Genomic DNA, 11619 nt, shown 5'->3' with positions numbered 1-11619 from the left:
TCCAATCTCCGTCGCAAGCCTACGAGACTCCGCGGATCCCGCGCAGCGTCAACCCCCGGCCGGATCACGGAGACGGCAGTGAACAACGGGACGCGCAAGGGTGTACGGGCACGCCACAACAGGGATCCCCGGTGTGCCGGAACCGGGTATCCGGGTAGTCTTGCCCGATCTTTAGTGCTAAACACGGCTTTGACATGACTATCGGCCTGGAGCTGCGATGAACCCTCCTGAATGGCCTGGCCAGCATCAGCCCGGCCAACCGGGATTTCCTCCGCAAGGTCCCCCGTACGGCCCGCCCGGTTTCCCGCCCCCGAGCCCGCCGCCACCCAGCGGCGGGGGCGGCAACGTGCTGATCCCCCTCCTCATCGTCGGGGCGATGCTGGCGATCGTGGTCGTCGGAGCCGGCGTCTTCTTCGTGGTGAGCCGGGACGACGACGATCCCGATCCCCCCATCGCCGTGCCGACGTCCACCGGACCCTCGTCCAACGCCTCACAGCCGGCCACGACGTCGGACATGAGCACCATCCTCAAGCCGACCATCGCCACCGCGCAGGGCAACACCTTCACGCGCGCCGGCGTCATCCGCAACGGCAGCTGCATCAGCCGCGCGGACGCCGACCTGTTGGGCGCCCTACGCAGCAACGCGTGCGTCCAGAACATGGACTCCGCGCTCTACACCAACACCTCGCGCACGGTCGTGACGGTCATCTCCATCCTGAAGTTCACCGACGCCACCGCGGCCGCCGCGGTCAGCGACGAGACCAGCGAGGGCGCGAACCCCACGCTGCTCCTCCCGCCGTCCGGAAGCGGCCTGCCCGCGCTGACCCGCACGCCGCCGTCCTGGACCCGCAGCTGGACGCGCAGCGAGTACGTCATCTACGCGCAGGGCTACTGGGCCAGCGGCAGCGACCCGGGCAGCCGCACCGGCACCGTCTTCAACACCGCCGGTGAACTGGGCGTCGACGTCGCCAACACCCTCACCTGGGCCAACTGAGCCCCTTCCCCAAGAGCCCGGTGCCACCGGCACCGGGCTCTCGCCTTTCGTCCCTGGGACGTCGGTGAGCGTTGCCAACCTCATGCCGACACCCCCACGGTCACCCCGCAGGAGCGCTCCGTGACACAGGGCCCCGAGAACGTGCCCCCGGCGCGTCCCGCCCAGCCGAACTTCCTTCCTCCCCAGGAAGCGACCCCACCGCCCGCCGCGCCCCTGCCCCCGATCCCGCCGGCCGCTCCGCCGCCTCCGCGGGCGTCGCGCAAGCAGCGCAGGACCTTCCTCATCGTGCTCGGCGTCTTCGCCGTCGCGGCGATCGCCGTCGGCGCCGCGGCGGTCGCCGACATCAGCTCGCGGACGGCGAAGGTCGGAGAGATCCGCCGCTCCGCCGAGAAACCGCTGATCACGTCCTTCCCCGCGAACCCCTGCGAGGTCGTGCCGGCCGCGACGATCGGCCGGCTGGTCCCCTCGGCCGAGACCATCCCGTCCACCCAGGCGGGCACGGACCCGCGCGCCGGATGCCGGTGGCTGGGGCGGGCGTCCGGCGCGTCCAGCCGCCACGTGACGCTCCAGATGACCGCCTACCAGGACGACACCGTCGCCAGCGGCGCCGACACCGCCAAGCGCGAGCTCGCCGGCCACCGGACGCTGCAGCAGAAGCGCGTCCCGTTGCAGCCCCTCCCCGGCGTCGGCCCCGAGGCGTTCGCCGGCCACTCCACCGCGAACGACGGCACGGGCGAGTCCGGCAGGGTGCTGGTGATGTTCCGCACCGGCAACACCCTGGTCGACCTCTCCTTCAGCGCCTCGGACGACAAGGACGGCCGAAGGGTCGCCCCCGACCAGTCCCGGACGCTCCAGGACGCCACCACGATCGCCCGCGAGATCGCGCAGTACCTGACCACGTGCGCGACCTGCGGCGGCTGACCCGCCCGCCTTCGCGCGCCGTAAGTCGTTTGCCGCCCCCGGCCACCTCAACGACACTTCCCGCATGGCCGAATCCGCCCGCAAGGCCCTCGCACTCGACGCGCTCACAGGACTTTCCGTGGGGGACGCCGTCGGAAACCAGGCGTTCCCTCCGCACCTGCGTGTCAGGAAGGCGGGGAACCCACCGGAGGTCTGGTCCTGGACGGACGACACCCAGATGGCCTGCTCCCTGCTCGACGTCCTCGACCGCCACGGGACGGTCGACCAGAACGCCCTGGCCAAGGCGTTCGCCGAACGCGCCGAGACGTTCCGCGACTACGGGAAGGGCGCGCTCCAGTTCATCGACCACGTCTTCCACGGCGGCGACTGGCGCGCCATCAACGCCGAACTCTTCGACGGCGTCGGCTCGTGGGGCAACGGCGGCGCCATGCGGGTCGCGCCGCTCGGCGCCTACTTCCACGACGACCTCGGGAAGGCCGCCACCGAGGGCGCCGCGTCCGCCGAGATCACGCACGCGCACCCCGAGGGAGTCGCCGGGGCCGTCGCGATCGCGGTGGCCGCCGCGCACGTGACCGCGCACCGCGGCCGGACCGTCCCCGACCTGCTGGAAACGGTCCTGGAGCACACACCGCGGGGCGCCGTGCACGACGGCGTCCGGCGCGCGGCCGGCCTCCTGGACCGGCCCGCGATCGAGGTGGCGGGCGAGGTCGGCAACGGCTCCCGGATCAGCGCCCCCGACACCGTCCCGTTCGCCCTCTGGACGATCCAGACCCGGCTCGGCGACTACGAGGCCGCCATCCGGACCAGCACGCTCGTCGGCGGCGACATGGACACCATGGCCGCCATCACCGGCGGCGTCATCGCCGCCCACCACGGCGCCGGCTGCGTCCCCCGCACCTGGCTCGACGCCCGTGAACCCCTCCCCGCCTGGTTCACCGCCTGACCCGCCCCCGTACAGCGGAACTCCCCACCGCCGGACGTCGGCGGTGGGGAGTTCCGTGTCGCTCTACTGTCGCGGCGGAGGCTGCTGCGGAATGTCCTGCTGCGTACGCGGCTGCTGCGGGATGTCCTGCTGGGTTCGCGGCTGCTGCGGAATGTCCATGTGGGTCTGCGGAGCGTACCCACCCTGCGGCGGCCCCTGCGGCGGCCCCTGCTGGGGAGGCTGCTGCGGGTAGCCCTGCGGCGGATACCCCTGCGGGCCAGGCCCCTGCCCCTGCGGACCGGGCCCCGGCGGCATCTGCCCCTGCTGCGGGTACGGAGCCCCGAAGCTCGGCGTCGCCCCCGGCACCGGACCGAGCGGCGCGGGCCGCCCCTTCTTCCGCCGCCGCATCAGCACGAACAGCATGACCAGCGCGATGACGGCACCGACGACGACCCACGCGACCAGGACGATGACACTGGCCATGTCCGCCCCGCCCTTAGGCCCGCCACCCCCCGAAGGCTCCTCGGTCTTCTGCGCGTTCTTGGCCTGACGGTCGTACGCCTCGAAGACCGGGTTGGCACCGTTCTTGGGAACGGTGCCGTTGAACACGCGGTACGGCCGGATGAAACCGAATCCGGTCTGGGGGTCCCTGCCGGACGGGCCCACATCCATCGCCGATCCGATGACCTGCTGGACGACCTCGCGGTTCGACATGTTCGGGAACTTGGCCCGGATCAGCGCCACGGCCGCCGACGTCAGCGCGGTCGCGTCACTGGTCCCGCTTCCGAACGAGACCTTCCCGTCCCGCAGGATGGCGCTCGTCTGCACGCCCGGTGCGGCCACGGTCACGTACGACTGCCGCTGCGACTTCACCCAGGGCCGGAACTGAGCGTCCACGGCGCCGACCGCGACCACGCCCGCGCAGTTGGCGGGGGACATCGAACTGTTCGAGCCGTTGCCGTCGTTCCCGGCGCCCGCGACCACGACCGCGTCCTTGCCGAGGGCGTAGGTCACCGCCTCTTGGAGGTCCGCAGGGCACGCTCCGGGCAGGGCCTGGGAGAGGCTGATCACCTTCGCGCCGCGATCGGCCGCGAAGCGGATGCCCTTGGCATAGGCCGGCTTGCTCTGCGCGACGACGGGCAGGATCTTCGCGTTCGGCGCGACGCCGAGCAGCCCCGTGCCTCGTCCTTGCGCGGCGATCAGTGACGCCATGGCCGTGCCGTGCCCGTTGGACTCGGTCCGGTCGACGTCGGTGCGGCCGTCGCCGCTGCCGCTCTCGGCGTCCATGCCGGGCAGGACGGCACCGTTCAGATCGGGAAGGCTGGCCTGGACACCGGTGTCGATGACCGCCACCGTGACACCCTGGCCTCTCGACGACGTCCAGAGCCGGTCCTCGACGCCCCAGCTGGTGAACCACCACTGCTGCGGGAGCGGCTTGGCCGCGGCCGCCGCCGAGCCCGGGGATGCCACCGCTCCGACCACGAGCAAGGCCAGTGCAGATCTGGCCACAAGCCGACTCCACCGCCGCATCAGAACTCCTCGCACACCGAGACCGCCTGGAACAGGCGCGGGCAGGCCAGGGTATTCCCGGCCTGCCCGCACTGTCATCTCGCCGCCAACGTCCTGGCCCGACGTCAGCCGATCACTGGAGGAGCGGTGTCGTCGTTGCCGCCCCAGACATCCTCGTCCTCGGTGAGCCAGGTGGAGCGCTCACGCTCGTTGTCGTTGCCGCCGCCACCGGCACCGGCGCCCATCGGCATGCCCATCGGGCCACCGGCGGCACCCATGCCGTTCTTCCCGAACGCGCCCGCGCCCGGGAAGGCACCGGGGCCACCGGCGCTGCCGAGACCGGCACCACCGACCGGCGCGCCGCCGGGCATGCCACCGGGGGCACCGCCGCCGAGGCCGCCGCCGGGACCACCGCCGGGCATGCCACCGGGGCCGCCGCCGGGCATGCTGGCCAGGTCACTGCCGGGGCCACCCGAACCGCTGCCCACGCCGCCGGGGAAGTCCGGACCGCCGGGACCGTTCGGGCCACCGGGGCCGTTCGGACCGCCCGGAATGTTCGGCCCGCCGGGACCGTCCGGACCACCGGGGCCGTCCGGGCCGCCCGGAAGGTCAGGCCCACCGGGGCCGCCCGGAAGGTCAGGCCCGCCGGGACCGCCGGGCGGCATGCCGCCGGGACCACCTGGCGGAGGGCCGCCACCGGGCATCTTCGGAGACCCGGGCCCACCCGGAGTGTTCGGAGGACCGGGGGGAGTGTTCTCCCGAACGTTCGGGTTGGGGTTGGGCATGTCCTGGCGGATGCCCTCGGGGAAGCGGTCGTTGGACTGCTCGGTCCCGACGTTCACCTGGTGCATACCCTCGCCGGCGCCCATGTTGTTGGCGAGGAAGCTCGTGACCATGCTGGCGGGGACCAGCGGGCCGGCGCCCCAGCGCGCGACCTCGCGGACCCAGCTGTCGGTCGCGCTGCCCGAGCCGTACTGCTGCTGCCACTGGGTCTGCGTCTGCGCGTGCTGCGTCAGCGCGCTCCCGGTCGTGGAGCCCTTCTGCTGGATCTCGAGGGCCGCGCGGTACGCCTTGTTCATCTGGTCCATCGCGAGCCGGGCGTCCTCACCGCCCCACGCCTCGATGATCTTGTACGACTGGTTGTGGAGCAGTCCCACGGTGGTGCCCATGGCGGTGGCCATGCCCGTGTACTTCTCGCCGGCCGTGCGCACCGTGCCCGGCTTCATGCTGTCGACCAGCTGCTTGAGCTTGTCGAACTGGTCTTCCCAGATCTTGAGGCTGTTCCAGCCGCCGATGCCGTCGGAGGCGCCGCCGACGTCCTGGCGAATCTGCTGCTCGCCCCCGGGCGCGCTGGGCGCTGATGGTGGAGCCACTTACTTCACCCCTCTCGGTGACATTCCCATGACGATCAGCTGGCGAACCGGGAACCGCCGACCGAGTTGACCCCCGCGCGGGACTGGTCGTCGGCGTTGCGGGTGTTCTTCTCCGAGTCGCGAAGGGCCGTGATGACGTTCTGGTAGGCGGTCAGGAACTGGTCGTAGGTGCTCCCGATCGCCGTCTGGGCCGTCTTCGTGGTGTTGTGCAGCCCGTGGCCCGCGGAGTAATCGCCGATGGCCGGCTGACCAGGATTGCCGTAATCCTCGAGGGCCTCTTTCCAGCGCGCGTCGCGCAGCCGGTCGAGGTCCTCCTGAAGACGATTCGCGATCGTCTTCAGCTGGTCGTGGTCCATCTTGATTTCCTTGCCCGCCTGGGGCAGGTTCCTGGGGTAGCCGCCATTCTCGGGAGGTGGTGCCATCCCTGATTACCTCCTGTCGGCCAGTGCCGACCTCTCAATTCCCACTGCCGTCCCGGGAGATGAGACGGCTCAGAAACTCACTCGGTTCGACCGAAACCGGCGGAGCGGGCCCCGGCCGTCGGCGACCAAGGCCCGCTATGTCCCAGAATCCTGGGCGCGCTCGCCGAAGCGGGCCTCAGCCGCCCCAGACGGCGCTGTTGGTCCGCTCCGCCTGCTGGTAGTTGTCGTGCGCGTCGCGGATCGCCAGACCCAGCTGCGAGACGACGTTCTGCATGTCCTTGGCGGCGGCGTCCCACTGCTTCTGGAAGACCCAGTAGGCCTCCTGGGAGGAGCCCTCCCACTCGTTGAGCTTGGTGCGCAGCTTGCCCTCGAGGTCGTTCAGCTCGTCCATCAGGGCGCGCGCGGCCAGGCTGAACTGGGCCTCACCCTCGGTCAGGCCACCGAAATTCGCTCTGGTGAAGTCAGTCATCTCTCTCCTCTATCCAGCCTCGATCACCATGTCGGAGGCGCCGCTCAGGTACGGCCGTTCAGCAGAGCCTGAACCTTGTTCACGCCCTGCTCGGCCATCTCTTCCTTGGCCTCGTAGGTGATCTTCGTCTGGACGAGGCTCTCGTGCATGCCGTTCAGCGCCTCAAGGACCTTCCTGAAGTCCTCGTTGAAGCGAGCGAAGACCGTCTCGAAGGCCATGGAGGCGTTACCCTCCCACGACGAGCGGACCTGCTGCTTGTGCGACTCGAGCTGGGTCTGCAGGCCCTTGATCACGTTCGCCGACGCGTCGATGTCGCCGGCGGCTTGCGTCATTGAAGCTCTGTTGACGGCAGAGTTCTGCCCCATCCGTCACCTCCAGTGAACGGGTACATCGACCCGAGGGGGATGAAGAAGGCAGAGGCGCTCGGGTCGACGCGCCGTAAGCCCCCGTTCAGCAGCACGAAAACCCCTGTGGCTGAGCTTGGCGGGGGGTCGCGCGCCGCAGAGTACGCATCAGACTACGGGCTTGATCGCAAGGTGTCCATCCCTTTCAAGTCTGAGACGGATGTCACACTTGTCATGCCCGATCCGTCCTTTGGTTGGACGCGCCGTGATCAGATCCGGTTCGGCTCTGGTCGGAAGAACTTCGGATCAGTTTCCCGACTGGGCATTCAGCGGAACGGTCGTGGAGACCGCCGCCGGGTCCAGCACCGGGCCCTGCGCGATCAGGTCGAGCACGCCGGCCGGCACCTTCGAGGCGTTGCCGGGAAGCGCGTAGCCGAGGCCTTCCGCGGCCTGCGCGTCCTTGATCGGGAAACGCTTGCCCTCGGCCACCAGGTAGTAGGTGTTGACCTCGGCCGCCTTGCCCGGGCTGGGCACGCGGCCGGCCAGCGCCGCGCTGCCGGGCGGGAACACCAGCTGGTCGGCGCCCACCGGCTGCTGCCCGCCGGGCGGGCCCGGCAGCGAGCCGCCGATGGTCAGCTTGGCGTCGGAGTTGCCGGACGGGTCGTCGTACACCGCGCACAGCGCGCTGCTCTCCTGGTACGGCGCCATGGCGGGCGCCTTCCCGTCCAGGCGGGCGTCACGCAGCTGCTGCCGGGACTGCGGCATCGAGTTGACCCGGCCCGCGTCCACCTGGATCGGCTGGACCTGCTGGTTGCCGTACGCGGCGCGGGTGCGCGGGTCGGCGACGAGCAGGTCGCGCTGGATCGGGGTGACCGGCGCCAGCCCGTCGGCCAGCAGCACGTACGACGCCGCCGACCCCGAGGAGGTGTTGACGCTGAAGACCTGGCCGACCTGGCCCTGACCGGCCGGGCCCTGGACGCGCTGGCCGAGCCCCGGGATCTGCGGCGCGGCGTAGTCGGGGCCCTGCGACACCGAGTCGAGCCACTTGCCGGCGATCGGGGTGGGGCTGGCGCCGAGCGTGGCCATCGCGTACTGCGGCATCCGCAGCCGGGTGTTGCGCCACAGCAGCCAGCTCTGCCCGTCGGCCTGGACGACGACCGCCTGGTCGTCGCGCACCTGCGTGCCGCCGACCTTGCGGCCCGCCACCAGCGTGACCAGCGACTGGCGGCCGGCGGAGGTGCTGTTCACCGCGCGCACGCACACCGACCAGGGCGCCTTGGTCAGCTTCTTGGGGTCGGGCAGGGTGTTGGGCGCGCCCTGGATGCCGATCAGCGGGCCGCGCTCGAACTTGCTGAGGGAGTTGGTGGAGACGGTGCGGCGGCTCTTGGCGTCCTTGCCGGCCACCAGCCGCGCGGAGACGTAGTTGGCGACCGGGCACAGCTTGCCCTCGCACCAGATGTAGCGGGCGCCGGTCTCCTTCTCCACCAGGAGCATGCCGGCCTTCTCGAGGCCCTTGGCGCCGCCCGGGCGGATGATGCCGAAGATGCCGAACGCCGCGCACACCAGAATGGCGATCATGATTCCGGAGAACGCGCCGATGTTCATCCGGCGCAGCGGCAGCTCGGGGTTGTCGGGCTCACCGGAGATGAGCGCCAGCGACGCGCGCTGGGTCATCAGGCGGTGGGCCTGCAGCAGGTCCTTGCGTGTCTGCACGACGAGCTCCTAACCGGCCAGCCCGCGCATGAACGAGAACAGCCCGCACGCACCGGCGGCCAGCGGGACCAGGGCGATCAGCATGAACAGTTCGAGGAGGTCGCCGGCCCGTCCCCAGAACGGCGAGGGGTGCCGGCCGGGGAGCCACAGCCCGACGCCGACCACGGCGGCGGTCAGCGCCAGCACCGGGACCAGGCCCGCGGCCACCATCATGATCATGGAGCCGTCCCAGGCGATCGCGATCGCCAGCACGCCGATCCCGGCCATGCCCGGCACCAGCAGCGCCAGCCGCTGGACGCGGCCGCGGAAGAGCCGGGAGCGCAGCAGCATCAGCACCGAGATGACCCCGGCGGTGACGGGTCCGAGCCAGCCGGAGTCGAACGCCGAGGGGATGAGCCCGAGGAACCCGGTGATGCCCAGCCCGGTGGTGAAGCCGGTGATGAAGCGGTCGGCCTGCGCGGTGCGGGTGAGCACCTGCTGGCCGTCCACCATGATGGTGTCGCGGCGCAGGTCCTCCGCGCTCTGCGGGACGGGCGGCAGCGTCACCTTGGAGAACCGGAAGGCCAGTGTCGGGGTGAGCGGGGTCAGCATCATCGCGACCACGACGACGAACGCCGCGATGCCGGCCGGGTCGAGGTTCTCGAACAGCAGCGCCACCCCGGCGCCGATCGCGGCGAGCAGGCCGCCGACGACCGTCCCCCAGAAGACCGACAGGCCGTCCGACACGGCCGCGGCGCAGATCATCGCGACCAGCACCACGGCGCCGAAGCCCGCCAGCACGTGCAGCGCGCCCAGGTCGCCGAGCGCGGTGTCGCGGGCGGGGCCGAACAGTCCGGCGAGGAAGGCGTGGGGAATGGCGGAGAAGCCGAGGACGGTGCCGGCCTGGGTGTCGCCCGCCGCGCGCGAGACCGACACGGCCGCGATCACCAGCAGCAGCGCGATGACGCCCGCGCAGATCGCCGGGACGATCCAGGACGGCCCGGACAGCACCAGCATCACCGCGGCGACGCCCGAGCCTCCGGCGCCGACACCGAGCGCGTAGGTGCGCGTCCACTCCGGGCGCCAGCGGTCGCGCCGGTCCTTGATGGCGGTGGCGACCACGTCGGCGACGTCGTCGAACGCCAGTTCGGGCAGCTGCGACATCCCCGGGCGCAGGTAGAGCACCTCGCCGTCGCGCAGTCCCGCCTGGGCCGGCGTGGTACCGCCGCCGAACGGGGCCTCGTCGAGGCGCTGCAGGACCCAGCCGCCGTGCGCCAGCCCGGCGTCGGCCATCTGGTTGCCCGAATAGTGCAGGATCGCCGGGAAGAGCTGGGCGAACGGGACGTGAGCGGGCAGCGAGATATCGATGCGGCGCTTGGGAGCCACGACCGTGACCCGGCACAACTCCGCCCCGGTGACTGTAGCCACTGATCTCCCTCACTAGTTCACACGGGCCGCACAGGGCAGTCCGACACGGCGGAAACCGTAACAACATAAACGGTGAGTCGAACCTCGCGCGACAGCTTGTGAGCCCGATCGCCCGCCGCGGTCAGGACGCACGTGACCGCACCTCGCCGGGCGCGCGGCCGCCTCATGGAGGGTCAGACGCGGCGCCGCCCCCATCGGTGTCATGGATCTCCGGCGAACATTCCGGGAACGTTCGGCGTACCGCGCGGCTCCAATACACCTACGGGTTTCGTCCGTAATGAGGTGTCGCTACCGTCGAGGCCGACTTGACCGGGGGTGAGATGTGATGACCGAACTACCGGACGACGACGGCGTCCCGTTCGAGCGCCGCCTGCAGGAGGCGCGCGACGCGCTGGACGAGGCGTCGTCCGCCGGTTCCACGCACGGCGAGGAAGGTACGGGACGAGAGGAGCAGCCCGGCCTCCGCGGTGAAGGCGAGTCCGCCGATGGACGCGTGCGCGCGGTCGCGGTGACCGGAGGACGCATCGCCTCGCTGGAACTGGACCCGAGGGTCATGCGGCAGGCTCCGGACGAACTGGCCCGGACCATCGCCGAGGCGCTCAACGCCGCGCTCGACTCCCTGCGCGCGCGGGCCGCCGCCGAACGTCCCGAGGAAGCGCTTCTCGACGCGGCGCTGATGATGGAGCGCCTGCGCGAGGTGCAGAACGAGGGGCTGCGGCAGCTGAGCATCATGTCCCGGGGGATCAACGACGCGCTGGCGGGCATCCAGGACCGCGCCCACGTCGGCGGCGAGGCGGCGTTCCCCGGCCTGGAGCACCTTCTCGCCCAGGCCCGCGACGTCACCGAACGGGCCCTGGACCCCGACCCCGGCGGGGAGCAGGACGCGGCGGGCGGCACCGGCTCCGCCGCGGACGGCCTTGTGCGCGTCACCGCCACCGCGACGGGACGCGCGTCCAGGAAATCCACCTCGAACCGGACGCGCTCAGGCGCGCGTCTCACGAGTTGGCCACATATGTGATCAACGCGACGGAGGCGGCCCTGGACGAGGCCGGGACACGGGCGGCGGAGCGGCTGAACACCGTCGACGGCGCGGACCTGCAGGCGCGGGTGCGCGCCGTGCAGGACCAGAGCCTGGAGCAGCTCGGCTCGTTCGCCCGCTCTCTGCAGGCCCTGATGAACGGCATCCAGAAGCGCTGACAGGAGGCGGCCCATGGGCAACGAGTTGAACGTCGACCCGCAGACCATCAAGCGGGGCGGCGCGGGAATCCGCTCCGCCGCGCACCAGGTCCAGTCGGAGTGGGAGACGCTGCAGGGGAAGCTCTCCGGCTACGGGGAGCCCTGGGGCGGCGACATGATCGGAATGCTGATCGGGGGCTGCTACGCGGCCATCTTCGAGGTGGCCGCCGAGTGCGTCACCGGGAACGTCACCGGCATGACCGACCACGCGGAGGGGGCCACGCTCATGGCCTCCAACTACTTCCAGTCGGAAGAGGCCAGCATGGTCGAGGTCAACCGCGTCCGGCAGATCCTGGGGTGACGTGGTGG

Annotated in this window: 13 protein-coding genes; 6 read left to right on the top strand and 7 right to left on the bottom strand. The window is 71.2% G+C overall.

What is annotated here, in order from left to right:
• Nucleotides 1-346: 346 nt before the first annotated feature.
• The 3 genes from ACZ466_RS24985 to ACZ466_RS24975 all read left to right on the top strand — a co-directional run bounded on the left by ACZ466_RS24985 (nt 347) and on the right by ACZ466_RS24975 (nt 2858).
• On the top strand, nt 347-994 hold the full coding sequence (locus tag ACZ466_RS24985; RefSeq protein WP_378281614.1) for a hypothetical protein: 648 nt from the start codon (nt 347-349) through the stop codon (nt 992-994).
• A 120-nt stretch (nt 995-1114) separates the two neighbouring features.
• A complete protein-coding gene (locus tag ACZ466_RS24980) occupies nt 1115-1915 on the top strand; it encodes a hypothetical protein (RefSeq protein WP_378281615.1) in 801 nt (266 codons plus the stop codon).
• A 64-nt stretch (nt 1916-1979) separates the two neighbouring features.
• Nucleotides 1980-2858: an ADP-ribosylglycohydrolase family protein gene (locus ACZ466_RS24975; RefSeq protein ID WP_378281616.1), complete on the top strand. Its 879-nt coding sequence runs from the start codon at nt 1980-1982 to the stop codon at nt 2856-2858.
• Between the two features lie 63 nt (nt 2859-2921).
• Here ACZ466_RS24975 and ACZ466_RS24970 read toward each other — a convergent pair whose 3' ends face one another.
• From ACZ466_RS24970 to eccD, 7 genes are all read right to left on the bottom strand, one after another.
• Nucleotides 2922-4346: a S8 family serine peptidase gene (locus ACZ466_RS24970; RefSeq protein ID WP_378281617.1), complete on the bottom strand. Its 1425-nt coding sequence runs from the start codon at nt 4344-4346 to the stop codon at nt 2922-2924.
• Between the two features lie 125 nt (nt 4347-4471).
• Nucleotides 4472-5719, bottom strand: coding sequence for a hypothetical protein (locus ACZ466_RS24965; RefSeq protein ID WP_378281618.1), 1248 nt, complete (start codon nt 5717-5719; stop codon nt 4472-4474).
• 35 nt (nt 5720-5754) lie between these two features.
• A complete protein-coding gene (locus ACZ466_RS24960; RefSeq protein ID WP_378281619.1) occupies nt 5755-6075 on the bottom strand; it encodes a hypothetical protein in 321 nt (106 codons plus the stop codon).
• A gap of 241 nt (nt 6076-6316) precedes the next feature.
• Complete coding sequence (locus ACZ466_RS24955) at nt 6317-6610, bottom strand: WXG100 family type VII secretion target (RefSeq protein ID WP_378281620.1); 294 nt, start codon at nt 6608-6610, stop codon at nt 6317-6319.
• A 44-nt stretch (nt 6611-6654) separates the two neighbouring features.
• Nucleotides 6655-6975, bottom strand: coding sequence for a WXG100 family type VII secretion target (locus tag ACZ466_RS24950; RefSeq protein ID WP_378281621.1), 321 nt, complete (start codon nt 6973-6975; stop codon nt 6655-6657).
• A gap of 285 nt (nt 6976-7260) precedes the next feature.
• The gene (gene eccB, locus ACZ466_RS24945) at nt 7261-8667 is read right to left on the bottom strand and encodes a type VII secretion protein EccB (protein WP_378281622.1); all 1407 of its coding nucleotides are present in this window, start codon (nt 8665-8667) and stop codon (nt 7261-7263) included.
• 9 nt (nt 8668-8676) lie between these two features.
• Nucleotides 8677-10074 (bottom strand): type VII secretion integral membrane protein EccD, encoded by a 1398-nt coding sequence (gene eccD, locus ACZ466_RS24940; RefSeq protein WP_378281623.1) that lies wholly within the window; start codon nt 10072-10074, stop codon nt 8677-8679.
• A gap of 325 nt (nt 10075-10399) precedes the next feature.
• Here eccD and ACZ466_RS24935 point away from each other — a divergent pair, with 325 nt between their 5' ends.
• Genes ACZ466_RS24935 through ACZ466_RS24925 form a run of 3 tightly spaced genes read left to right on the top strand, consistent with a single transcriptional unit; the run spans nt 10400 to nt 11611 of the window.
• A complete protein-coding gene (locus ACZ466_RS24935) occupies nt 10400-11092 on the top strand; it encodes a YbaB/EbfC family nucleoid-associated protein (protein ID WP_378281624.1) in 693 nt (230 codons plus the stop codon).
• Nucleotides 11089-11271, top strand: coding sequence for a hypothetical protein (locus ACZ466_RS24930; RefSeq protein WP_378281625.1), 183 nt, complete (start codon nt 11089-11091; stop codon nt 11269-11271). Before ACZ466_RS24935 ends, ACZ466_RS24930 begins: the two co-directional genes overlap by 4 nt.
• 13 nt (nt 11272-11284) lie before the next feature.
• Nucleotides 11285-11611 carry a hypothetical protein gene (locus tag ACZ466_RS24925; RefSeq protein WP_378281626.1) on the top strand — a complete coding sequence of 109 codons (327 nt, stop codon included), beginning with the start codon at nt 11285-11287 and terminating at the stop codon, nt 11609-11611.
• Nucleotides 11612-11619 lie beyond the last annotated feature (8 nt).

It is taken from the genome of Actinomadura rugatobispora (assembly GCF_055379765.1).
The sequence above is the reverse complement of the archived record's forward strand: the minus strand, read 5'-3'. Positions and strand labels throughout refer to the sequence as shown.

Excerpts from the sequence above, each read along its gene's own strand:
- ACZ466_RS24955 (WP_378281620.1), bottom strand. The coding sequence starts at position 6,610 with ATGACTGACTTCACCAGAGCGAATTTCGGTGGCCTGACCGAGGGTGAG.
- ACZ466_RS24925 (WP_378281626.1), top strand. The coding sequence starts at position 11,285 with ATGGGCAACGAGTTGAACGTCGACCCGCAGACCATCAAGCGGGGCGGC.
- ACZ466_RS24950 (WP_378281621.1), bottom strand. The coding sequence starts at position 6,975 with ATGGGGCAGAACTCTGCCGTCAACAGAGCTTCAATGACGCAAGCCGCC.
- ACZ466_RS24935 (WP_378281624.1), top strand. The coding sequence starts at position 10,400 with ATGACCGAACTACCGGACGACGACGGCGTCCCGTTCGAGCGCCGCCTG.
- ACZ466_RS24975 (WP_378281616.1), top strand. The coding sequence starts at position 1,980 with ATGGCCGAATCCGCCCGCAAGGCCCTCGCACTCGACGCGCTCACAGGA.
- ACZ466_RS24960 (WP_378281619.1), bottom strand. The coding sequence starts at position 6,075 with ATGGACCACGACCAGCTGAAGACGATCGCGAATCGTCTTCAGGAGGAC.